This is a genomic window from Pseudarthrobacter sp. IC2-21 (genome assembly GCF_034048115.1).
Taxonomy (GTDB): Bacteria; Actinomycetota; Actinomycetes; order Actinomycetales; family Micrococcaceae; genus Arthrobacter; species Arthrobacter naphthalenicus.
This window is the reverse complement of sequence record NZ_CP139145.1, coordinates 1,956,747-1,979,946: the sequence shown is the minus strand read 5'-3', so window position 1 is coordinate 1,979,946 and position 23,200 is coordinate 1,956,747. Positions and strand designations below refer to the sequence as shown.

21 protein-coding genes are annotated in these 23,200 nt (G+C 67.0%); 8 read left to right on the top strand and 13 right to left on the bottom strand.

Annotated features, from left to right (window positions below):
- Window positions 1-51: 51 nt before the first annotated feature.
- Window positions 52-2,694 (bottom strand): DNA polymerase I, encoded by a 2,643-nt coding sequence (gene polA / locus SBP01_RS09130; RefSeq protein WP_320538313.1) that lies wholly within the window; start codon window positions 2,692-2,694, stop codon window positions 52-54.
- Window positions 2,695-2,890: 196 nt separating this feature from the next.
- On the opposite strand from polA, the gene SBP01_RS09125 reads away from it, so the two are divergent.
- Window positions 2,891-3,364 carry a hotdog fold thioesterase gene (locus SBP01_RS09125; protein WP_275215085.1) on the top strand — a complete coding sequence of 158 codons (474 nt, stop codon included), beginning with the start codon at window positions 2,891-2,893 and terminating at the stop codon, window positions 3,362-3,364.
- On the opposite strand, the gene SBP01_RS09120 is transcribed toward SBP01_RS09125, so the two are convergent.
- The 6 genes from SBP01_RS09120 to SBP01_RS09095 form a co-directional block, all read right to left on the bottom strand.
- Window positions 3,353-3,913 (bottom strand): dihydrofolate reductase family protein, encoded by a 561-nt coding sequence (locus tag SBP01_RS09120; protein ID WP_275215086.1) that lies wholly within the window; start codon window positions 3,911-3,913, stop codon window positions 3,353-3,355. The two genes, SBP01_RS09125 and SBP01_RS09120, sit on opposite strands and share 12 nt — an antisense overlap.
- Before the next feature lie 42 nt (window positions 3,914-3,955).
- Complete coding sequence (locus SBP01_RS09115) at window positions 3,956-4,177, bottom strand: hypothetical protein (protein WP_275215087.1); 222 nt, start codon at window positions 4,175-4,177, stop codon at window positions 3,956-3,958.
- Window positions 4,174-5,391 (bottom strand): inorganic phosphate transporter, encoded by a 1,218-nt coding sequence (locus tag SBP01_RS09110; RefSeq protein WP_275215088.1) that lies wholly within the window; start codon window positions 5,389-5,391, stop codon window positions 4,174-4,176. Before SBP01_RS09110 ends, SBP01_RS09115 begins: the two co-directional genes overlap by 4 nt.
- 153 nt (window positions 5,392-5,544) lie before the next feature.
- A complete protein-coding gene (locus SBP01_RS09105) occupies window positions 5,545-6,054 on the bottom strand; it encodes an HAD domain-containing protein (protein WP_320538188.1) in 510 nt (169 codons plus the stop codon).
- 190 nt (window positions 6,055-6,244) lie between these two features.
- On the bottom strand, window positions 6,245-7,495 hold the full coding sequence (locus tag SBP01_RS09100; RefSeq protein ID WP_320538186.1) for an FAD-dependent oxidoreductase: 1,251 nt from the start codon (window positions 7,493-7,495) through the stop codon (window positions 6,245-6,247).
- A complete protein-coding gene (locus SBP01_RS09095; RefSeq protein WP_320538185.1) occupies window positions 7,488-8,837 on the bottom strand; it encodes an aromatic acid/H+ symport family MFS transporter in 1,350 nt (449 codons plus the stop codon). Before SBP01_RS09095 ends, SBP01_RS09100 begins: the two co-directional genes overlap by 8 nt.
- 48 nt (window positions 8,838-8,885) lie before the next feature.
- On the opposite strand from SBP01_RS09095, the gene SBP01_RS09090 reads away from it, so the two are divergent.
- The 4 genes from SBP01_RS09090 (at window position 8,886) to SBP01_RS09075 (ending at window position 12,558) form a co-directional block, all read left to right on the top strand.
- On the top strand, window positions 8,886-9,731 hold the full coding sequence (locus tag SBP01_RS09090) for an IclR family transcriptional regulator (RefSeq protein ID WP_275215091.1): 846 nt from the start codon (window positions 8,886-8,888) through the stop codon (window positions 9,729-9,731).
- 117 nt (window positions 9,732-9,848) lie between these two features.
- On the top strand, window positions 9,849-10,982 hold the full coding sequence (locus SBP01_RS09085) for a cupin domain-containing protein (protein WP_320538184.1): 1,134 nt from the start codon (window positions 9,849-9,851) through the stop codon (window positions 10,980-10,982).
- Entirely contained in the window at window positions 10,979-11,800 is an 822-nt protein-coding gene (locus SBP01_RS09080; RefSeq protein WP_320538183.1) for a fumarylacetoacetate hydrolase family protein, read from the top strand. The genes SBP01_RS09085 and SBP01_RS09080 overlap by 4 nt, the downstream gene beginning before the upstream one ends.
- Window positions 11,800-12,558, top strand: a complete 759-nt coding sequence (locus tag SBP01_RS09075; protein ID WP_320538182.1) for a maleylpyruvate isomerase family mycothiol-dependent enzyme — start codon at window positions 11,800-11,802, stop codon at window positions 12,556-12,558. The genes SBP01_RS09080 and SBP01_RS09075 overlap by 1 nt, the downstream gene beginning before the upstream one ends.
- A gap of 74 nt (window positions 12,559-12,632) precedes the next feature.
- Here SBP01_RS09075 and SBP01_RS09070 read toward each other — a convergent pair whose 3' ends face one another.
- Both SBP01_RS09070 and SBP01_RS09065 read right to left on the bottom strand, forming a co-directional pair.
- Entirely contained in the window at window positions 12,633-13,070 is a 438-nt protein-coding gene (locus SBP01_RS09070) for a VOC family protein (protein ID WP_275215095.1), read from the bottom strand.
- 101 nt (window positions 13,071-13,171) lie between these two features.
- Entirely contained in the window at window positions 13,172-14,233 is a 1,062-nt protein-coding gene (locus tag SBP01_RS09065) for a hypothetical protein (RefSeq protein WP_320538181.1), read from the bottom strand.
- A gap of 60 nt (window positions 14,234-14,293) precedes the next feature.
- On the opposite strand from SBP01_RS09065, the gene SBP01_RS09060 reads away from it, so the two are divergent.
- Window positions 14,294-14,914: an L-threonylcarbamoyladenylate synthase gene (locus tag SBP01_RS09060; protein WP_320538180.1), complete on the top strand. Its 621-nt coding sequence runs from the start codon at window positions 14,294-14,296 to the stop codon at window positions 14,912-14,914.
- 16 nt (window positions 14,915-14,930) lie between these two features.
- Here SBP01_RS09060 and ligD read toward each other — a convergent pair whose 3' ends face one another.
- Entirely contained in the window at window positions 14,931-15,953 is a 1,023-nt protein-coding gene (gene ligD / locus SBP01_RS09055; protein ID WP_320538179.1) for a non-homologous end-joining DNA ligase, read from the bottom strand.
- Between the two features lie 48 nt (window positions 15,954-16,001).
- Between ligD and SBP01_RS09050 the strand changes: the two genes are divergently transcribed.
- A complete protein-coding gene (locus SBP01_RS09050; RefSeq protein WP_275215099.1) occupies window positions 16,002-16,679 on the top strand; it encodes an alpha/beta family hydrolase in 678 nt (225 codons plus the stop codon).
- A 200-nt stretch (window positions 16,680-16,879) separates the two neighbouring features.
- Here SBP01_RS09050 and hrpB read toward each other — a convergent pair whose 3' ends face one another.
- On the bottom strand, window positions 16,880-19,612 hold the full coding sequence (hrpB, locus tag SBP01_RS09045; protein ID WP_414004283.1) for an ATP-dependent helicase HrpB: 2,733 nt from the start codon (window positions 19,610-19,612) through the stop codon (window positions 16,880-16,882).
- 104 nt (window positions 19,613-19,716) lie between these two features.
- Between hrpB and SBP01_RS09040 the strand changes: the two genes are divergently transcribed.
- Complete coding sequence (locus tag SBP01_RS09040; RefSeq protein WP_320538311.1) at window positions 19,717-19,977, top strand: hypothetical protein; 261 nt, start codon at window positions 19,717-19,719, stop codon at window positions 19,975-19,977.
- A gap of 4 nt (window positions 19,978-19,981) precedes the next feature.
- On the opposite strand, the gene SBP01_RS09035 is transcribed toward SBP01_RS09040, so the two are convergent.
- Together SBP01_RS09035 and SBP01_RS09030 are read right to left on the bottom strand one after the other, a co-directional pair.
- The gene (locus SBP01_RS09035) at window positions 19,982-21,838 is read right to left on the bottom strand and encodes a gamma-glutamyltransferase family protein (protein ID WP_320538177.1); all 1,857 of its coding nucleotides are present in this window, start codon (window positions 21,836-21,838) and stop codon (window positions 19,982-19,984) included.
- A gap of 99 nt (window positions 21,839-21,937) precedes the next feature.
- Window positions 21,938-23,194, bottom strand: a complete 1,257-nt coding sequence (locus SBP01_RS09030; RefSeq protein ID WP_320538176.1) for an MFS transporter — start codon at window positions 23,192-23,194, stop codon at window positions 21,938-21,940.
- Window positions 23,195-23,200 lie beyond the last annotated feature (6 nt).

Genomic DNA, 23,200 nt, shown 5'->3' with positions numbered 1-23,200 from the left:
TCACTCCGGCCGCTGGCCAGCACGAACACGCCGGCCACGCGGGCGGATAGCCTAATGCCCGGCGTCGTACCAGCTGGGTCCGACGCCGATCTGGACGTCCAGCGGGACGCTGAGGTCCGCGGCCGATCCCATCTGTTCGGTGACGAGCTTCTCCACCGCGTCCCGTTCTCCGGGTGCGACTTCCAGGACCAGTTCATCGTGGACCTGCAGGAGCATCCGCGAGGTGAGGCCCCGGGCGGCCAGTTCAGCCTGCACGCCCAGCATGGCCCGCTTGATGATGTCCGCGGCGGACCCCTGGATCGGAGAGTTCAGGGCAATGCGCTCAGCATTTTCCCGCAGCTGCCGATCCGTGCTGGTGAGGTCCGGGAGGTAGCGGCGCCGCCCTTCGATGGTGGCCGTGTACCCGTCAATACGGGCCTGGTCCACCACACCGCGGAGGTAGTCACGCACGGCGCCGAAACGGTCGAAGTAGTCCTTCATGAGGGTGCGGGCCTCGTCCACGGAGATTTCCAGCTGCTTGGAGAGCCCGAAGGACGTCAAGCCGTAGGCAAGCCCGTAGGACATGGCCTTGACCTTGGAGCGCATGGCACTGGTGACCTGGTCCGTGGGCACATGGAAGATGTTCGAGCCGACAAAACGGTGGAGGTCTTCGCCGTCCCGGTACGCCTGGATCAGGCCTTCATCACCGGAAAGGTGCGCCATGATGCGCATTTCGATCTGGGAGTAGTCGGCGGACAGCAGGCAGTCATAGCCCTCACTGACCACAAAGATGCCCCGGACCCGGCGGCCTTCCTCGCTGCGGATGGGGATGTTCTGCAGGTTGGGGTTATTCGAGGAGATCCGGCCCGTCGCCGCGACGTTCTGCGCATAGGTGGTGTGGATCCGGCCGTCTTCGGCGACCGACTTCTTCAACGACTCGAGCATTTGGCGGAGTTTGGAGGATTCGCGGTGCGCCATCAGCTGGACCAGGAATTCGTGGCCGGTCTTCTCCAGCAGGCCCTTCAGGGAGGCGGCGTCGGTGGTGTATCCGGACTTGATCTTTTTGGTTTTGGGTAGCTGCAGCTCGTCGAAGAGGACGGTCTGCAGCTGCTTGGGCGACCCGAGGTTGACCTCATGGCCGATCGCGGCGAAGGCCAGCTCCTGGGCGTTGTCGATCACCTTGGCCAGATCAGCGAGCTGCTCGTCCATGCGCTGCATGTCGACGGCGATGCCGGCTGTTTCCATCTCGGCCAGGACACGGCTGACCGGCAGCTCCAGCGTGGTCAGCAGATCCCCGGCCTTACGTTCTATCAGTTCCGATTCGAAGTACCGGCTCAGTGCCTGCACAACCGCCGCCACATGAACCAGGGCGTCGGCGGCGGCAGCATCGTCGCCGTCGAACGCCAGCTCAAGCTGGCCCGCCTTGGACGTCTCCGCGGAGATGCTGACGTTGAGGTGGTGCTGGGCCAGTTCGGCCAATTCGTACGTCCGGCGGTCAGGCTGGATGAGATACCCGGAGATGGAGGTGTCATCCACCACGCCTTCCAGGCCCATGCCACGGCTGGAGAGGGCCTTCAGGGCCGCTTTGTAGCCGTGCATCACCTTCGGGGCGGCCGGGTCCCGCAGCCAGTCCGCCAGGACGTTTTCGGATTCGGCGTCCTGGGCCGCCAGATCGATGTAAACACCCGCGTGGCCCCGGACAATGGCGATCGCCGCGGCATCCTCGCCGATCCTGCCGGGCACGAGGTCGACGGCGACCGCGGAGCGCTCCCCTGCCGCGGCGCCGAGGAAGGCCGCCAGCTCGGCGGCGTTCGACGGCGCCGCGTAGTCCGGGATGTCCACACTTTCGCGTTCGGCCGGTTCCAGGTCTTCGCTGCCGTAGAGGGCAAACAGCCGGGCGCGGATGGTCTTGAATTCGAGCTCGTCGAACAGCTGCTCAAGGGCGGCCTCGTCCGGCCGCGGGTCGGCCAGGTCCTCCAGCGTCACCGGAAGCTCAAGATCCGTGTGCAGCCTGTTAAGCCGCCGGTTGCGCTTGACGTCCTCAATGTTCGCCCGAAGGGCGTCGCCCACCTTGCCGCCGATGGCATCCAGATGTTCCAGGACACCTTCGAGGCCGCCGTACAGATTGATCCACTTGGCCGCAGTTTTGGGCCCGACGCCGGGAACCCCGGGAAGGTTGTCCGAAGACTCCCCCACCAGGGCAGCGAGGTCCGAGTACTGGGGCGGGGTGACAAAGTATTTTTCCTGGATGGCCGCGGCATCCATGCGTGGGATGTCACTGACGCCCTTCCGCGGGTACAGCACAAAAACGTTCTCGGTGATCAGCTGGAAAGCATCGCGGTCGCCCGAGACGAGGAGCACTTCGTAGCCGGCCTTTTCGCCCATCGTGGCAAGGGTCGCCAGGATGTCGTCAGCTTCATAGCCGGGCATCTTGATGGTCTTGATGCCCCAGGCCTGCATGACCTTGTCGATCAGGTCGATCTGGCCGCTCATCTCCCGCGGGGTTTCGTTGCGGCCGCCCTTGTACTCGCTGTATTCGGCCTTGCGGTGAGTGGTGTCATCCGAGACATCGAAGGCGACGGCGACGTGCGTGGGCTTCTGTTCCTTGATCAGGTTGATCAGCATGGACGTAAAGCCGTGGATGGCGTTGGTGTGCTGGCCATTGGCGGTGGAGAACTTGTCCGCCGGCAGGGCGAAGAAGGCCCGGAAGGCCATCGAATGCCCGTCCAGCACCAGCAGTCGCGGCTGGTCGGTCAGGGGGATCACGGGAGCTTCGGTGGCGGAAACGCGGCCCCCGGCGGACGGCGCAACGCTGATGTCCTGCAGGGCAGCGTCGGCGTCGAGCACAGAGGTTTCAGAAGGGAAGGGGGCCGGTTTGGTAGTTTCACTCACAGGTGCCAGCCTAGTTCCCATGATGGACAATTTCACGCCCGGCCCCTTCACTGAGGAATTAGTCACAGCCGGTATCCCGGAGCATCTTCATGAGTGGCTTGGCGCACTGGGCATCGGCGCCCTGGTGGTCAAGATGGGGATCCACTTCCTGGAGATGAGCCCGGAACGGTCGGTGGCCACCATGCCGGTGGAGGGCAACACACAGGTGGCAGGCATCCTGCACGGCGGAGCCCACGTGGTCCTCGCCGAAACGCTGGGTTCCTTCGCTGCCGGAATGCACGCGGGAGCCGGCCGGCATGCTCTCGGCATCGAGGTCAGCGCCACTCACCACCGCGCGATTGCCGCCGGCACTGTCACCGGGACCTGCACCGCCATCCACCTGGGCCGAACACTGACAACCCATGAGATTGTGATGACCGACGAACAGGGCCGGCGCCTTTCGACCGCGCGCATCACCAACATGCTGCGGGAGAACGCCCCGTCAGGGCCCTGACCGCTCCGGGGATCCGAAACTGTAGCGGAGCTCCACAATGCCCCTGCCCAAGGTGCGGGACGCCGTCAACTCCAGCGGCGGCGTCGGGCCCTCCACCGGAAGCAGGCGCTTCCCGTCACCCAGCACTACGGGGATAACGGACAGGATGATGTCATCAAGCCTCCCGGCGGCGGCGAACTGCGCGGCGAGGTTGCCGCCACCCACCACCCACACATTCTTTGAGCCGGCGTCCGCCATGAAGTCCGGGATGAACTCGTCCACCGGGCCGCGGACGAACGTCACATCCGCACCCGGCGGGGCCGTGAACTCGTGGTGGGTGAAGATGTAGCAGGGGGTGCCGCTGTAGGGCCAGTTGCCGGGCTCATGCTCCATCAGCCAGGTGAACGTGCCGCCACCCATCACAATGCAGCCGACCCCGTCCATAAAGGACTCGTAGCTCTCCTTGCCGCCCTCGAAGCCGTCAAATTCCAGCAGCCAGGTGAGGTCATCCTTGGCTGTGGCGATGAAGCCGTCGAGGGAGGCCGCGACAAAATACTGGATCCTTGGCATGGACCCAGCGTAGCCGTGGTGCCGCAAAGCGGTAAGGGAAATCTAGCCGCTGAAGTACGGGATGATCAGGTACAGCCCGAACAGCACGGCGACACCGCAAAGGCCAAAACAGATGTTGGCAAAGAGGCGCATACTGCGCGGTGATGCCTGACCGGTGTCCCCGGCGATGGCCGTCAGCCGGACGCCCAGCGAATAGAGGACCACCACGGTCACGGCGGCCACGAGCGTTGCGCCGCCCACCGTCAGGAGTTCCAACCACTTCATCGCTGAGTATCCTTATGCTCGTTCGCCCTGGCTCGTGCACGGGCGAGGGCTTTCTTCTTGGCGAAGCGGACGGCCTGCCCCGCCTCCTCGACCTCCACGGCGTTGTGGTGGCTCACATGGGACTTCCGGGAAAAGAAGAACATGAACATCACGGCTGCTGTTCCGGCGACGGCAGCGATCACCAGGCCCACCACGCCCGTCTTCACGAGCAGCGCCGTCAGCGCGCCCACGATGCCGGCGGCCGGAAGGGTGAACAGCCAGCCCAGGGCGATCTTGCCCACCATGTTCCATCGCACCGTGGTGCCCCTTCGGCCCATCCCCGATCCGATGACCGAGCCCGAGGCCACCTGCGTGGTGGAGAGGGCGAAGCCCAGGTGTGACGATGCCAGGATGGCGGCGGCCGTGCTGGTTTCCGCAGCGAAGCCCTGGGCAGGCTTGACCTCGGTGAGGCCGGAGCCCATGGTGCGGATGATGCGCCAGCCGCCGGAGTAGGTGCCAATGGCGATTGCCAGGGCGCAGGCTGCGATGACCCAGAACTGCGGGCCGGTACCGGGCGCCTGGGTGCCGGCGGAAATCAGTACCAGGGTGATGATGCCCATGGTCTTCTGCGCATCATTGGTGCCGTGGGCCAGGGCAACGAGGCTGGACGTGAAGATCTGGCCGGTGCGGAAACCGCCGCGCTTCTGGGTGAGTTTGCTGCCGGTTTCGGGGTCGTGGCGGGCGGTCAGCGCGTAAGCGAGCCTGGTGCAGATGTAGGCGACAATCCCGGCAATCAGCGGTGCGAAAACCGCGGGCAGGATGACCTTCTGCAGGAGTGTTTCCAGGTTCACGGAACTGAAGCCGATGCCGGCAATGGCTGCGCCAATCAGGCCGCCGAACAGCGCGTGGGAGGAGCTCGACGGCAGGCCCTTGAGCCAGGTGATCATGTTCCACAGGATGGCACCCATCAGACCGGCGAAGATGATGTCCGGGGTGATCAGGACTCCGTCCGAACCTTCACGGATGATACCGCCCGAAACCGTCTTGGCAACTTCCGTGGAAAGGAAGGCGCCTACGAGGTTGAGGACGGCGGCCAGAGTGACGGCGGTTTTCGGCTTAATGGCACCGGTGGCAATGGGTGTGGCCATCGCGTTGGCCGTGTCGTGAAAACCGTTTGTGAAGTCGAAAAATAATGCCAGTGCGATGACCAGCGCTACCATTAAGGTGATATCCACCTGTTGCCCAATCTGCAGAGTCGACGTTCGGCAGTCCCTTAAAACCCCGCCTGCCCTGCACAGCATAATTCACGTGAAGTTCACGCGGAATGGGCTGCGCCGTTCATGGACCGGCTTGAAACCTTATCGATCGTACGCGCCCGGGGCATAGTGTCAAAACACGGGCTCCGCGACGAAGGAGCTGACCGCGGCGAGCTGGGCAGGTGAAATTCCGCGGCGCGGATCCGGTGAGATGGCAAGGATCCGTGCCCCCAGGATGGCCGCCCATGCCTGGGCCTCCTGCTCATAATTGAGTTGGTCGTCTATCCATACGATCCCGTGCGGTGAGGTCTTGGCGACATCCTCCTGGAGGGCGGCAAGTTTCCACCAGCCCTCCCCCGGCCCGGCATCTCCGGCTGTGAGCCAGGGCCAACGGCTGCCGGCCAGTCCAATGGCGGGGCAGAGGTACCGGGGAGCCATGTCCTCCCAGCTGGTCAGCCAGACACAGCGGACGCCCGGAACGCGGGCGAGGCTGTTCAGCCCGTCAACCAGCTCCGCGGCATAGGCCACCTCCAGCAGGCCTGCGTTCGCGACTCTCCAGGCTGTACCCCACGGTGTGGTGCCGGTCGCTCCGAACGGGCACACAACGCCGTCGACGTCCAGGTAGATGGTGACATTCAGCAAAGGGCCCCGCCACCGGAATGGCGCCTTGCCGGCCATCCCGGCCGGACGTTGGATGCCTGGCGTGCGCTTAAATGCAGAAGGGGCTGCACGCAACAATGTTCGCATTGCGTGCAGCCCCTGCTCAAGGGTCTCTGACCTGCCCGGACGGGTCCGGCGCGGCAGGCCCCGCCGGCGCGGGGATCAGCTCAGCTCAGACGGACAGCGCAGCCGGCCGGGCGGCTTCGCGGCGTTCCGGGGTGCCGGGCTGGTCCTGGCCGTACAGCCAGTCGTTGTACTGGAAGTCCCCGTCCTTGCGGCTCTTGAACAGCAGGTTCCGCAGCGTCCGGGCGAGGCCGGAGACGTGCCAGGACTCACCCCAGATACGCGCGGTCCGCTGAACCCGGGCGGTGCGTTCTGCGCGAAGGCCGTTGAACTCCTGGATGGCAGCGTCCCACGCTTCGGGGTTGACGCTGCCTTCAGTGAAGACTGTTCCGTTGGTGGCGTCCTGCAGCACGGCGGCGTCCTCGATGGCCTGGCAGGCACCCTGCGCCAGGTACTGCAGCATCGGGTGTGCGGCATCGCCCATCAGCACCATGCGCCCGGCGATCCAGTTCTCGATCGGGTCGCGGTCATACATGGGCCAGCGGATGCCGGTGGCGAGGTTCTTGAGCGCTTCCTGAACGGCCGGGACGCAGTCCTTATAGGCGGCTTCAAGCTCGTCCACCCCGCCGTACTGTTCCACGCCGGCTTCGAAGGACGGCGACTTGAAGACGGCCACCGTGTTCAGCAGCTCGCCCTTGCGCAACGGGTACTGCACCAGGTGGCAGTCCGGTCCGAGGTAGACGATGACATCCTCAAGGTCAGCCTTGGGAGTGCTCTCGGTGATCGGCACGGTGCCGCGGTAGGCGACGTAGGCCGAGGAGACCGGCTCGTCGTTGGCCACGAGGGGGCGGAGGGTGGACCGGAGGCCGTCGGCGCCGATCACCACGTCGGCCTCGTAGTCAACGCCTGCGGCAGTGTGGGCCACACCGCGGCCGTTCACTGTTTCAACGCTTTCGACCATGACGTCGTTGACGAGCTTGACGCCCGCAGCCTCGCAGGCCTCAAGCAGGATCCGGTGCAGATCGCTGCGGTGGATCACGACATAAGGGGCACCGTAGCGCTCCGCAAATTCGCCGCCGAGGGTCTGGCGGGTGAGTTCTTCACCGGTGATCGCGTCGCGGAAGACCAGGTGCTTGGGCTGGACACCGATCTCGAGGGCCTTTTCCAGGAGTCCCCAGCGCTGAAGGATGCGGGAGGCGTTGGGGGCCATCTGCAGCCCTGCGCCGACCTCACCGAACTCAGGCGCCCGCTCTACCAGGGTCACTTCGGCGCCGTTTTCACGCAGTGCGAGGGCTCCGGCCAGCCCGGCCATCCCTCCGCCGATGACGAGGACATCAGTGGATGCGGCGTGCTCAGACATTGTTTGCTCCTTGAGATGTAGCGAGTTGAGATGTTGCGAGTTTTGATTTGAGATTGATGCCGACGGCGGCGAGCAGGATCGCAGCAATGGCGGCTGCACCGGCGAAGGCGAGGAAGTTGGAATTGACGCCCAGCCCGGCAGCCAGCAGGAGGCCACCGATCTGGGGGGCCGCGACGGCACCGATGCGTCCGGTCCCGAGGGCCCAGCCGAGAGCTGTTCCGCGCAAGTGTCCGGGATAGTGGCTGGCGACTGCGGCGATGATCAGGCACTGGGTGCCGTGCGTTCCGACGCCGGCGAGAACCAGCATGAGGTACACGACCGTGACGGGCGGACCCGTAACCAGGACCACCAGCGCGGCGGCGGCGACACCGGCTGCGGCGATGGCGGTGGGGATGGGCCCGAACCGGGTTCCGGCCCAGGCGGTGATCACCGAACCGGCCACGGCGCCGAGGTTCAGCGCCAGGGCGAAGGTCAGCGCCGAACCAAGGTTGTAACCAGCAAGCTGCATGAGGTTCGGCAACCAGGTACCCAGCCCGTACCAGGCAAAGAGAGTGGCGATGGTTGCGACTGCGAACAGCAGGCTGATGCCCAGGTACGGGGCACGGAGCAGCGAGGAGAAACCGGCGGGCTGATGGTGTGAGCCCTTGCCCGCGGCCTTGCGGGCCGCCTTCTCTGCTGCGCTGACCGGGGCGAGGGTCTCCGGAAGGTACTTCAGACCCAGCGGCACCACAATCACGAGGGCCAGGATGGCCACCAGGAACATCGCTTCCCAGCCGAAGGCGGGGATCAGCTGGATCCCGACGAGGGCGGCAATGGATCCGCCGATCGGAACACCGGACATCATCAGAGTGGCGATGATGGACCGCCACCGGGCCGGGACCAGCTCTGCGACCAAGGCGTTTGCAGAGGGAACGAGGCCGCCGAGTCCGATGCCGGCCAGGAGCCGGAGGATACCGAAGATCGCCGCGTTCGGGGCGAAGGCGCAGAGCACCGTGAAGACCGAGAAGACCACGGCGCAACCAAGGATGGTGCGGCGGCGGCCCCATGAGTCGGCCATCCGCCCGGCGAAAATGGCCCCGATCATCATGCCAACGAACGCCATGGACCCGATGGTTCCGGCGGTGGCCTTGGTCAGGCCCCAACCGGTCTCGGAAATAAGGGACGACTGGACCGTGCCGTAGACGATGAGGTCATACCCATCGAAGACCACCAGAAGCCAGCAGACGAGGACGGCGGCGGCCGAACCTTTGGAGAACCGTGCGGCAGGACCGTCAGCGGCGGGTTGGCCGGCGGCCCCCGGCGAAGGCCGTTGCGGCACTGCAGCGGGAAGTGTGTGATTCATCCCACTACTGTCATGGCACGCGAAGATGAACCACAATACAATTCTGATGTGCAGAACAACCCACCCCCACGCCCGGCGTCCAGTCCGGCTGCCCGGTCAGCCAGGAAGCCGCTGCAAAAGCGGCCCACCTATTCCATCGAGGCGGTGGATAACGCGCTGCTGCTGCTGCAGCTGCTGCGCGACGGCGGGACCTTGCGCCTGAAGGACGCCGCCGAGGAGCTGGGTGTGGCGCCGTCAACCGCTCACCGCCTGCTGGCCATGCTGGTGTACCGGGGGTTCGCGATCCAGGATGAGACCCGGCGGTACGTTCCCGGGCCGGCCATGGGGGTGGGCCCGGCCGGGCTGAGCTGGTCCCGCCTGCTCCGCAGCCTTGCCCAGCCGCATATGGAGCTGCTCTCCGCCCGCCTCAACGAGACGGTCAACCTGATGGTCCGCGTGGGAACCAAGGTGCGTTTCCTGGCCACCGTGGAGGGAAACAATGTCTTGCGGATCGGCGACCGGCAGGGGACGGTGATGCCGGCGGACAAAACCTCCGGCGGGAAAGTGATGCTGGCGGAACTCGAAGGCCCCCTGATTGACCAGCTGTTCCGCAGCAACAACGCGGAGATCGGCGGCGACACCATTGCCGCCGAGGACTACCCGGCGTTCCTGCGGGAACTTGATACCATCCGCGCCAACGGCTTCGCCGCCAATTTCGAAGGCACGGAGGAGGGCGTCAGCGCTTTGGGCATGGCCCTGCACAACCGGCACGGCCACGTTGTCGGCGCCCTGAGCGTCGCCACTCCCGCCACGCGTTTCCGCAAGGTTTTTGACGCCGGACTCGTCCCGGCCCTGCGGGAAACCTGCCGGCAGCTGGAGATTGACATCGCCGCCAATCCGGCCGACGCGGACTGACGACGGATCCTCCCTCCGGCACTAATTCTGACTGGCAGAATATGTTGGGGGTCACAACGCCGGATCCGTAGAGTCTGACTACGCAGAAATAGTGTTTTGACCTTAAAGGAGGCCGACGTGTCCATCAGCGCCGAGAACACGACCCACGAATCAGTAGCCGCGGGGCACACCGTGCCTGAGCCGACGCCCGAAGAGGCCGCGGAGCTCGCCAAGCTGTACAAGGATTTCGACCGCGAGAACCTGATCCCGCTGTGGACCCAGATCGCGGACCTGATGCCGATGGTGCCGTCGCCCAAGGCTGTGCCGCACGTTTGGCGGTGGAGTGACCTGTACCCCCTCGCCGCCCGTGCCGGGGATCTGGTCCCCGTGGGCCGTGGCGGGGAACGCCGCGCAATCGCCCTCGCCAACCCGGGCCTGGCCGGCACCGCCTACGCCACCCCGACGCTGTGGGCCGCCATTCAGTACCTCGGCGCCCGCGAGACCGCCCCGGAGCACCGCCACTCCCAGAACGCGTTCCGCTTCGTGGTTGAGGGCGAGGGCGTCTGGACCGTGGTGAACGGGGATCCGGTGCGGATGTCCCGCGGAGATTTCCTGCTCACTCCGGGCTGGAACTTCCACGGCCACCACAACGACACCGACGAGCCGATGGCCTGGATTGACGGCCTGGATATCCCGTTTGTGCACTACGCCGATGCCGGCTTCTTCGAGTTCGGCACCGAGCGCGTCACGGACGAGGCGACCCCGGACATCTCCCGCTCCGAGCGGCTCTGGGCCCACCCCGGCCTGCGCCCCCTCTCGGGCCTGGATGACACCACCAGCTCCCCCATCGCCGCGTACCGGTGGAAGTACACCGACGCCGCCCTCCGCGAGCAGCTCCTCCTCGAAGACGAGGGCCACCCGGCCACCGTGTCCCAGGGCCATGCTGCCGTCCGCTACACCAACCCGACCACTGGCGGCGACGTGATGCCCACCATCCGGGCCGAATTCCACCGCTTCCGGGCCGGCGCGTCCACCGAACCCCTGCATGAGGTCGGCTCCAGCGTCTGGCAGGTCTTCGAGGGCCGTGGCAGTGTAGTCCTGAACGGCGAGACCAGGACCCTGGACAAGGGCGACCTGTTTGTGGTCCCGTCCTGGACGGAATGGTCCCTGCAGGCAGAGACGGAATTCGATCTGTTCCGATTCAGCGACGCCCCAATTTTTGAACGGCTGAACTTTAACCGCACCTACACCGAAGGACGCAAGAACGCATGAAACTCCTCACCCTCCGTACCGCTGAAGGCACGAAGGCTGTCCGCCAGGACGGCGACACCCTGACCGAAATCGACGGGTTCTCCGACGTCGGAGCGCTCCTGAAAGACACCAACTGGGAGTCCATCGCGCAGGCCGCATCCGGGGCCACCCACCCGCTCGACGGCGCCGACCTTGAGGCCGTTGTCCCCGCACCGGGCAAGATCATCTGCGTGGGCCACAACTACCGCAACCACATCAAGGAAATGGGCCGGGAAGTTCCCGAGTTCCCCACCCTGTTCGCCAAGTACCAGGAATCCCTGATCGGCCCGAACGATGACCTGGCCCTGCCGCAGGAATCCGACACGGTCGACTGGGAGTCCGAGCTCGCCGTCGTGATCGGCAAGAAGGGCCGCCGGATTTCCGAAGCCGACGCCGCCGACCACATCGCCGGCTACGCCGTCCTGAACGACGTGTCCATGCGCGACTACCAGTTCCGCACCATCCAGTGGCTGCAGGGCAAGACCTGGGAGAAGTCCACCCCGTTCGGCCCCGCCCTGGTCACCAAGGACGAGTTCAGCGGCGGCCTCATGACCACCGCCGTCGATGGTGAAGTCCAGCAGTCCACCCCGACCAACGACGTCGTCTTCACCCCGGAGTTCCTGGTGTCCTACATCTCCACCATCATCACCCTGAACCCCGGCGACGTTATTGCCACCGGCACCCCCGGCGGCGTGGGCCACGCCCAGGACCCGAAGCGGTACCTGCAGGAAGGCCAGCTCCTGGTCACCACCATTGAGGGCCTGGGCCAGCTGAACAACCGCGTGGTCAAGGAAGCCTGATGGTCGCGCGCCACGACCAAACGTCGGACCCGCAGCTGCTCGAATCGCTGCTGCAGGCCCGGCGTGGGACCGCGTTCTTCGCGCGCAAGCTCAACGAGCTTTCCGACGCGGACCTCGACGGCCCCTCGTTGCTGCCGGGCTGGTCCCGCCGCCATGTCACCGCGCACATCGGCTACAACGCCCGCGCCATCGCCAGGCTGATTGAGTGGGCGGCCACCGGGGTGGAAACACCCATGTACGCGTCCACGGAGATCCGCGACCACGAAATCAATTTCGGGGCCACCCTCCCTGCGATCGCGTTGCGGCACCTCTTTGACCACTCCGCCGTGCACCTGAACGTCGAATGGCGCGATCTGCCTGCTGACGCCTGGCACCACAAAGTCAAGACCGCCCAGGGCCGCATTGTCCCCGCCGAGGAAACAGTCTGGATGCGCACCCGCGAGGTCTGGACCCACGCCGTGGACCTGAACAACGGGGCGACCTTTTCCGACATCCCGGCACCGGTGCTCGAACGCCTGCTCAAAGACATCACCGGAGCGTGGAAGACCCGGGGCACCGACACGGGGCTCCTCCTCAAGGTCACCGGCCGGCAACCGGAGCTTGAATTCGGCAGTGCCGGCCCGGACGCTCCCCTGGTGATCTCCGGTCCGCTGGCCGGCGTGGCCCGGTGGGCGACCGGCCGGGGAACCGACGGCGTCACCGCCACCCAAAACGGAGCGCCCCTGGACACCGTGCCAGCCGCTCCGAAATGGATCTAGCTCCAGGTACCACCGCGTAAGGCCCCCTCAACAGAGGGGGCCTTACGTGTTTGTGCCGTACTCGTTTGGCGCTGCTAGGACGAAGGGGCTGCGGCCTCACCGGCACCGTTGACGTTGACCAGCCAGGCGGTCCCGAACCGGTCAGTGCACATGCCGAACATGTCGCCCCAGGGCGCGGGTTCCAGCGGAACAGTCACGGTCCCGCCCTCCCCCGAGAGCTTGTCCCAGTAGCCGCGCAGTTCCGCCTCGTCATCGCCGCTCAGCGAAACTGAAATGGTGCTGCCGGGTGTGTAGTCCATGCTGTTGGGTGTATCAGACCCCATTAGGACCAGGCCGCCGGGGGTGGTCAGCATGCCGTGCATGATCTTGTCCTTTTCGGCAGGATCGTCGCTCGCATGGAACTCCCCAAAGGTGCTGAGGGCCAGGTCGCCGCCGAATACCGAGTGATAGAAGGTCATGGCCTCCCGCGCATTGTCACGGAAACCAAGGTACGGATTGAGGGTCGTAGGCATGGCGGGTTCTCCTTGCAGACTGGGCGGATAGGTGTTGGAACAGTCCCCATCCTGCCGCAATTCCAACTACCTTTGAAGAGGGCTGAGCAGGCCTGCAGACTCTAATGCGTCTGGTGCCAGGACCGGTCCTGGGACTCCTGGACCCAGGACTCCGCCGGGCCAGCTTCCACACGGGCCGCATCCGTCAACCAGATGGTGCTGTCCGGGTCCCAGCCCGCGATGACGGTGGCCGTGCCGGGGCTGACCGGAAGCGCGCGCCCTGCCCCGCTGAGGTAGCCCAGGACCGTCAGATGCACGGCGTCCCACTCCTCCGCCACGCGTTCCCAGTCGGGGATCACCCATCGCCCATCGCGGCCGGTGGTACGGAACCAGTCATGGCGCCGGGACGCCGTGACGTCGAGCGGAAACGCACTGCACAGGGATGTCCAGTCCCGCGGGCTCCGGACCTCGAGCGTCCGGCCCGCACCACGGACAGGAATCGTGGAGGCAACCTCCCAGCCGAGCGAGTCCTCCACGAGGTTTAGACCCGCCGGAAGGCGGCCTACGGTTCGGAGGGGGCCCGGCGGAACGGACCACCAGCCTCCGGACACGGGAGCGTACGGGTCGGTGGGGAGTTCGTGCACCGCCCGTTCCTCCCCGTCACGTACCCGCGCCACCCATTCGGCCAGACTTGGCCGCGGCACCGTCAACGGGGCCGGGTCCGCCGCCGACCGCCAGTCGATGGCCCATTGTTCGGGGCCGCGGCCCTCGTCCCACCACTGCACTCCAGGCGCCATAAGGACCTGCCCGGCCAAGGGCCGCAGGGCCGCACGGATCACCGGCAGTCCTGCAAGCACGTCCTCGCCGTCGGGCTCCTGCCAGTACCTTGCGGAATCAACCGATCGCTCAAGGGTCTCCTGCAGCAGCGAGTCCGTAAGCCCGGTCAGATCCAAGGCCGCGAGCCCGGCTGCCACCCCCTCAGGTGACGGACTGAACCGGGGACCTCCGGCGTCGTCCGCGGAAACAGCGGTGAGCAGCACCCGGGAGGTTCCACGGCCCGAATCAAGATCGTAGCCAAGCTGGAAGACCATCAGCCTGATGTCAGGGTCCAACGCCATCGCCAGCTCAAGGCACAGCCGCCGTCCCCGCGGCCCCTCCAGAAGTGATTCCCCATTGAGCGTCATGAGCCCATCCTCGCACCCGTCTGATGCACTAATCGGCTGCCGGGACGTAGGCTCAGGAGCATGGCCCGATACTTTGATGTTCATCCCCACGATCCCCAGCCGCGCGCGATCACGCAGGCCGTCAAGATGCTGCTCGACGGCGGGCTGATCGCCTACCCCACGGACTCCTGCTACGCGCTGGGCGCGCAGCTGGGCAACAAGGATGCGCTGGACCGGATCCGGGCCATCCGCAAGCTGGACGCCAAGCACCACTTCACCCTGGTCTGCAAGGATTTCGCCCAAATGGGCCAGTTCGTGAACATCGGCAACGACGTGTTCCGCAGCATCAAGGCCGTCACGCCAGGCAGCTACACGTTCATCCTCCCGGCCACCAAGGAAGTGCCGCGCAGGCTGCTGCATCCCAAGAAAAAGACCGTGGGCGTACGGATCCCGGACAACCGGGTGGTGCAGGCCCTGCTCGCTGAGCTGGGCGAACCGATCCTGTCCAGCACGCTGCTGCTGCCTGACGAAGAGGATCCGCTGACGCAGGGGTGGGAGATCAAGGAGCGGCTGGACCACGAGGTGGATGCCGTGATTGATGCCGGCGACTGCGGATCGGAGCCCACCACGGTGGTGGATTTTTCCAGCGGGGTGGCAGAGGTGGTGCGCCGCGGCGCGGGAGATCCGTCCCGCTTCGAATAGGCGGCCCTTTCCGTCCTTATTCGGGTTTGCGTGCCCTGCTTGGCTGCACGCGGGGCGGCTCGCCCGGCATCTTCGGATAGTCGGGCGGGAACGGAAGTTCGCCGAGACCGGCCTTCACGTCCCGGTCCCACCAGCCCAGCAGCGTCTCAAGGGTGCCGGGGTTTGCGTTCATGTCCGCCCACGGGTCGCCTGCGGTTTTCAGCCGGTCCGGGACGGTGAGGATGGTGAAGTCCTTCGGGTTGATGCTTTCCAGCTCGTCCCAAGTGACAGGGCAGGAAACCGGGGCGTGGGCCAGTGCCCGGGGGCTGTACGCGCCGGCGATGGTCCGGTCCCGGTTGGCCTGGTTGTAGTCCAAAAACACCTTCTCCCCGCGTTCCTCTTTCCACCAGGCCGTGGTGACTTTCCCGGGCATCCGGCGTTCCAGCTCCCGGGTGGCGGCGATCACGGCATGCCGGACCTCCAGGAATTCGTGCAGCGGCTCAATGGGCGCGTAGACGTGGAGCCCGCGGTTGCCGGAGGTCTTGATGAAGCAGTCCAGGCCTGCCTCCCCCAGTACCTCCTTCAGGCCGAGTGCGGCGGGCACGGCGTCGTCAAAGTCGGTGCCCGGCTGGGGGTCAAGGTCGATGCGGAGCTGGTCCGGGTTGTCTGTGTTCTCCGCGCGGGAGGGCCACGGATGGAACACCACCGTGTTCATTTGGACGGCCCAGACGGCGGCGGCAGGCTCGTCCAGCACCAGCATGGGATGCGAACGTGCGCTGGGAAAAGTCACCTTCACCGTGCGGACGAACTCCGGGGTTCCCTTGGGCGGGTTCTTCGAGAAAAACTGGTCGCCTTCAACGTTGTCCGAGTACCGCTGCAAGGCAACGGGCCGGCCGCCGTTGGCAGCGATGAACGCCTCCCCCACCGCAACCGTGTAGCGAGCCAGGTCAAGCTTGGTCAGTCCCAGTTGGGGCCACAGAACCCGGCTGGGGCTGGAGATGCGCATCTCGCGCTCGCCGTTGGGGCCCGGGACAGTGAGGGTGGTCTGTTCGCTCGCCATGGGGACAACCTACCCCACTCCCCTGCATTGGTCCGGCATGATGGAACCATGCCCGCAGAAGAAGCCCCGGTCACCATCCACGTCGGCGACCTTGACGTCTCCGGGCTGTACGCCCGTCCGGCGCGCCCCTTCGCCACCCTGGTCCTTGCCCATGGTGCAGGCGCGGGAATGGAGCACCCCTTCATGGGCGGGTTCACCCGGGCATTGAACGACGACGGCGTTGCCACCTTGCGCTTTAACTTCCCCTACCGTGGGGCGGGCAGGAAGTTCCCGGACAGGCCGCCGGTGGCGATCGCCACGTGGCGCGCTGCCATGGACGAGGCCGCCCGCCAGGCGCAGTCCCACGGCGATACGGGACCGGTCTGGGCTGCCGGCAAATCGTTCGGGGGGAGGATGGCCTCCATGGCCGTGGCGGAGGGAATGGACGCTGCCGGGCTCATCTACCTCGGGTATCCGTTGCACCCGCCAGGCAAGCCTGAGAAGATCCGCGACGAACACCTCTATGGCCTCACGCGGCCCATGCTGTTCCTGCAGGGCTCCCGCGACACCTTCGCAACGCGGGAACTCCTGGAGGGCGTGGTGTCCCGGATTGGTCCGTCAGCGGTGCTGCAGTGGATCGACGGCGGCGACCATTCCTTTGCCGTGGCAGGAAAGAAGCGTGACGCCGCGGAGATCGGCGCGTCCCTGGCGCCGGCCGTCGCGGACTTCATGCGGCCCCGCGGCTAAACTATTGATCAAGCGGCGGCCTCGTACAGCACTGGCGGCCAACAGTGGGTGAGTCTCGCCACCCTGCCCGGGCTGTCAGGAGCACCGTCGTCGGCCACATTGGCCGGTGACCTGGCCCGAAACGGCACAATGTGCGGCGTGTCCGTGTCAAAGTGCCCCAGTTCGGCCACTGCGGGCACCACGACGATACGCCGAAGCCCTCACATCCTGGCTTTGGTCCTCGCGGTTGCCTGCGCCGTCCAAGGGTCCTCCGGCCAGGGATGCCGGGGATAGCGGCCCCGCATCTCGGCCCGCACCTGCGCGTAGGGCCCGGACCAGAACGACGCCAGGTCGTCTGTCACCGCGAGCGGCCGCCGCGCCGGGGACAGGAGGTGGAAGAGGACCGGGACCCTGCCGTCCACCAGCCGCGGCGTCTCGGCCCAGCCGAAGCACTCCTGCAGCTTGACCGCCACCACGGGCCGGCCGCCGTCGTCCGTGTCCGGTCCCCGGTCCCCACCCGGTTCTTCCGCCACGTCGGGGTAGTCGATCCGGACCATCGATCCGCTGGGCACCTTCAGCGACTCCGGGGCCAACTCGCCCAGGCGGGCTGCCTCCGGCCAGGGCAGCAACCGCCGCAGGGGGTCGGTGAGGTCGATGCCGCTGGTGTTAGCGCCACCGGCCATCTTCTCAAGCTCAGGCCCCAGCCAGGTGTCGAGGGCCGCCAGCAGCGCCCGCTCGGACACGTCAGGCCATGGCGCGCCAAGTTGGCGGTGCAGGAGGGCTAGCCTGCGGCGCAACGCGTCTGCCGCCGTCGACCATCCAATGACTCCCAGCCCTTCCCCGGACAGCGCGCGGGCCACTGCGGACCGCCCCTCCGCGGGCGACGGCCGGACCGGGGTGGAGGACAGGCTGATGGCCCCGAGCCGACGTTCGCGCCGGGCCGTGACCCTGCCCTGACCGAACTTCGCTTCAACCGTTTCGGCGAGCAGGTGCCCGGCGGCTGCCTGGGCCAGGTCGGCCGTCAGCGGGGCGGCGGAACGTATCAGCGCACCGGTCCCGGCTGCGTCGCGGCCAGCGGCGCGCGACACCTCAGCCACGGCCAGCCATTCAGACCCGGACAGCGGGCTCCCGGCCGGCAGACCCGCTCGCGTCCCGGAGGACAGCAGGTAGCGCGCTGGCCCCTCCCCCGGCACCCGGCGCGCCACCCGGTCCGGAAACGCCAAGGCGACGACGAGGCCCAGGGACTCGGCTGCGGAAACCGGAGCAGTGATCACCGAAGGGCCGACGGCGGCGCTTTCCTTGCGCGCGATGGTTTCCAGCCGGCGGACGTCCTCCGTCCAGCGCCGGGCGGAAGGCTCCCTGCCTGCACGGAGGGCCGAAAGAAGAGCTGTAAGGTCAGCCCCCGGGGCCCGCTGGTCCCCTGCCACAAGCGCCACGGCTTCAGCCGCCTCGTGAGGGCCCACGGCCACGGCACCGTCCAGTAGCGCGCGGGCCAGCCTGGGATCGGCCGGGACCCTGGCCAACGTTCGGCCCAGGCGGGTGGGGTTCCCGTCACCTGCCACGGCACCGAGTTCCCGCAAAACCTCGACGGCCTCTGCCATGGCCGCGGCGGGTGGTTTATCCGGGAGGGACAGCCCTTCGCCCCCGGGCGAACCCCAGCAGGCCAGCGTCAGCGCTGCGCCCGTGAGGTCCGCAACGTTGATTTCGGGTGTGACGTGCGCCGGAGCTGCACCGTAGCTTTTTTGGTCGTAGCAGCGCACTACGCGCCCCGGTCCCTGCCGCGCCGCACGGCCGGCCCGCTGTTCCGCGGAGGCCCGGGAACAGGAGACGGTCACCAATCCGGACATCCCCCTGGCGGCATCCCGTCGGGGTTCCCGGGTCAGTCCGGAGTCGATGACCAGCCGCACGCCGGGCACGGTCAGGGACGATTCGGCGAGGTCGGTGGAAACGATGATGCGTGCCGGGCCACCGGGCCGGCGTCCGGACACGGCCCTGTCCTGGTCGGCCGGGCCGACCTGGCCGTGCAGCTCCAGCACTTCGGTTCCGGGGGCCGCCCTGCCGCGGAGCCGGCCCGCAACATACGAGACTTCCCAGGCCCCCGGAACGAACACCAAGGCATCGGTGCCGGCATCCCGTAGCACGCTGGCGGCGTGGGCATTCGCCGCCGTGTCCGCCACATGGTCCAGGAACCCGCGTGCCACGCCTCGGCCGTCCAGGCGTGCGGCGGCCGGCGGAGCCCACTGAACCTCCAGGGGGTACAGGGCTGACGGGCAGTCGACGACGGGAGCCGGACCGCCGCCGTCGGGCTCTCCTCCTCCACTGCCAGGGCCGCCGAGCAGGGCAGCGAACCGCGGCGCGTCCACGGTGGCGGACATGGCCACCAGGGTGAGATCCCCGCGGAGCTGACGGACCTCGCCAAGCATGCCCAGCAGCAGGTCAGTCTCCAGACCGCGTTCGTGCACCTCGTCCAGGATGACGGCACCGGTGCTCTCGAGCCCGGGGTCATCCAGGAGCCGGCGCAGCAGGATTCCCGGAGTCACAAACTCCACCAGCGTGCGGGGCCCGGCCCGGCGTTCGCCGCGGACGGTGTACCCGACGCGGTCCCCCACCGGTGTGCCGTCCAGGGCAGCCAGGCGCCGGGCCGCCGCACGGGCGGCAACGCGCCGGGGCTGGGTGACCACCACCCGCAAACCCCCGGGGCCGGCGTGAAGACCGGGGCCTGCTGCGAGGTTGGCGAGCAGCGGGGGGACCAAGGTGGTTTTGCCGGTACCCGGCGGAGCCTGGACCACGGCGGTGCCTGCCGGCCCGGCCGCCCGCAACACCCCGGCCAGCTCGGCAAGGGAGGCCTCGAAAGCCAGCCCTGCGGCGATCGCCTGCAGGTCAAAGGGGCCGTGCCCGGAAGCGCCGTGTGAAGCGTCAGCCGCGGCGGCGCCCGGGTTGCTCGGAGAAGTCACCTGTCCATTGTCCCCGCTATCCGCCGAGCGTCGTGAACCCCATGAGCATCCGTACCGGCGGATGCGTCAGACTGGAAGTCAACAACCATGAAAGCAGGGCCCCCTTGATTCACCTCCAGCAGGACTCCGAAGGCTTCATTCGCATGAAGCGGCACTTTCCCGCCACCGTTCCGGTGACCCTCACCTTCACCGACGGCTCACAGGAAGAATTCAAGGGCAGCAGGCTCAACGAGATCTACGATGAAGCCTTGGCCGTGTACCGCGCCCAAAACCAGCTGGACGCCAAGGGCTTTTCACGCGGGCCGAAGAAGAAGGTGCAGACCGCAATCGAGTTCGTTGCCGTCCGTCCCGGAATGAGCCGGTAGCACCCTACCGTTCCGGTTTGACCACCATCGCCGAACCGCCGCCGCGCCGGGCAGGTTCAGCCGCCGCCTCCATGCGCCCGTTCCGGCCGAACTCGATGGCCGTGGCGGCACCGATCTCCGCTGCCGAGGTGAAGGCGTCCCCGGCGGGCACCAGTTTGTGCCCGAACGGGGCCAGCCCGCTGCCGTAAGCACTGATGAAGCCGGGCTCGGCCGTGACACTGGCGGTGTTCCGCTGCGACGCACGCGGCGCCGCAATGGAGTCGGACACGCTCATGCCCAGGTCCACGCGGTTCAGGATGGTCTGCAGGACGGTGGTGATGATGGTGGATCCGCCGGGTGAGCCCAGGGCGAGGAACGGCTCGTCATCCTTGAGGATGATGGTGGGCGACATGGACGACCGGGGCCGTTTGCCCGGTTCCACCCGGTTCGGGTCCGCGGGGTTCGTGGAGTCGTAGGAGAAGTCGGTCAGCTCGTTGTTCAGCAGGAACCCGCGGCCCGGAACCACGATGCCCGAACCGCCGGTCTGCTCGATGGTGAGGGTGTATTCCACCACATTGCCCCACTTGTCGGCGACGGTCAGGTTGGTGGTGGAGAGGTTTTCGGTGTCCGTCTCGTGGGCAGCCAGCGCGGGGGTCACCGGGCAGACGCCGTCGTAGGTTGACACGTCCCCTGCCGGAACAGGCTTGGCAGCCGCCGTTGCCGGATTGATGGCGCAGGAGCGTTCCTTGCCGAACAGCGGATCGGTCAGGGCGGCCGTGGGAACGTCCACAAACGCCGGATCGCCCACATACTTCCCGCGGTCTGCGAACGCCAGGGCGGTGGCCTCAAGGTAATGGTGCAGCGCCGCCGGCCTCGACATCCCGCCCAGGTTGAACGGTTCCAGGATGTTCAGCGCCTCCCCTACCGTGGTGCCGCCGCTGCTGGAAGGCGCCATGCCGTACACGTCGTAGCCGCGGTACTCAACGTGGGTGGGGTCCTGGTCCAGCGTGGTGTACGCGGCGAGGTCCGCCGTCGTCAGGTAGCCGGGAAAGGCCGGGATGCTGGTGCCCGGGGCGCTGGCCGGGGGCGCCCAGGCGGGGTCCTTCGGCGGGGCCTGGACGGTGGCTGCCATCTCTTCGGCCAGCGCGCCGGAGTAAAAGGCGTCCGTTCCCTTCCCGGCGATGAGGCGGTAGGTATCGGCGAGGTCGGGGTTGCGGAAGACGCTTCCGACGGCGGGAGCGTCGCCACCGGGCAGGAAAAGGTTCCGGGTCGGGGTGAACGCCGAGAAGCGCACCTTGTTGTCCAACGTCTGCTGCCGGAACGTCTCGTCCACCACGAAGCCGTCCTCCGCCACCTTGATGGCCGGTTTCAGGGCTTCGTCAAGTCCCAGCGTGCCCCAGCGCGTCAAGGCCCTTTCCCAAGTGGCGAGCGAGCCGGGAACCCCTACGGAGACGCCGCTGGAGACGAGCTCGGCGAAGGGGTAGGGCTTTTTGGTGGCGGCATTGATGAACGCGTTGGCGGGCATCGTCTCCGGGGCGGTCTCACGGCCGTCAATGGTCTCCACCTTGCCGGTCCCGGCGTCGTAGAAAACGAAATAGCCGCCGCCGCCAATCCCGGCACTGTACGGTTCGGTGACTCCCAGGGTGGCGGCCGCGGCCACTGCGGCGTCCGCTGCATTGCCTCCGTGGCGGAGAACCCCCAGGGCTGCCGCGGACGCGTCCGCGTCAACACTGCTCACGGCACCGCCGTATCCGGTGGCAGTGGGTGATTTTCCAGGGTGCAGGCCGCCGTCCGCGAAGGCGGAGGTACCCGTGCCGCCTGCCGTCACGCTCAAAGCCAGGACGGCCGTGACGGCAGCCACTCGACGTCGCAAAGTAGGCATGATGCTCCCTCGTCAAAATTTTTGCGAAGTGTGGTTTGCGTCAGATTACTCCCCCTCCCTGCCACTCTCAAGGGCGCCTCACATGGTCCGGCCGCTGCGTCAGAGGGGTGCCTCAGAAGCGGCTGTAGCGGTGTCGGCCGGCGAGCGCCGCCGGCGGCTTGCCAGCAGGAACGGCACCGCGAACAGTCCGATCACCCCGCTCAGGGCCAGCGACAGGGAGTACCCGTACACGTCGGCTGCCCGGCCCATCAGCGGCTGCACCACGATCCCGCCGCTGGATCCCATCAGGGAATCGAAGCTCAGCACTGTTGCCCGCTGCCTGGAGGAGATCATGTCATTGAGGTAGGCCTGCCGGACGGGCGTGGCTGCCGCGGTGACCAGCGCCCACAGGGTCAGCAGCAGCAATGCCACCCAAAACAGGCGGGTGAACCCCAGCGCCATCAGGAGGAGCCCGCCCAGTGCACCGGCGGCCACCAGGACCGTGGTCCGCTTGCGGACCAGCCGCCGGACGGTCGGTGCCAGCCAGCCGCCCACCACCTCGGCGCCGGCAACAATGGCCGCCGCGAGGCCGGCAATGGAGTAGGCCCGGGGGTCACCGAAGAGTTCGAGGAGGAACGGCTGGAGCGCGTAGAAGACGTAAATGCCGACGCCGGCGCTGAACGGCGCCGCGAGCATGATGTACCGGACGGGCGGGTTCTTCAGGCCGCCGTGGATGGATGCGGTCAGCACCGCCCTGGTGGCCTGCAGCGGATGCGGGGAGCGTTCCGGCGTGAACCCCACGTCATGCATCAGCAGGAACGCCACGGCAAACATTGCCAGGAGCACTCCGACGCGCAGCAGGAACGGCACACCCAGGTTGGTGGCCTGGGCAATCACGCCGCCGGCCGCCGAGCCCACCAGCATGGCGATGCCTGACACCATCTGGCCCCTCCCGAGCACCGTCTCCAGGTTGCCTTCGTAGGCCGAGAAATGCAGGGCATCCACCAGCCAGGCCTCTACGGCTCCGGAAAAGAACGTAAAGCCCAGGCCCAGCAGGACCGACACCACCGCCCACGCCCAGAACGGCGCGGAGAGCTGCCAGAGGAGGTAGTAGAGGTACGTGGACACAGCCAGTGTGACCGTCCCGAGCAGGAACGATGCCCGGCGCCCCCAGCCGTCGGCGACCACCCCGGTAGGCACTTCAAAGAGCACCATCCCGGCGGTGAAAAATGCGTTGGCGGTGAAGGCCTCAAGGTTGGTCAGCCCGGCATCCAGCAGGAAGAGCGTGTTGATACCCCAGATGAACGAGGCCGCAAGGGTGTTGCCCAGCGTGAGGGTGAGGTAGATGCGCTGGATCTTGCGGGCGGCGGCGTTCACGGCAAA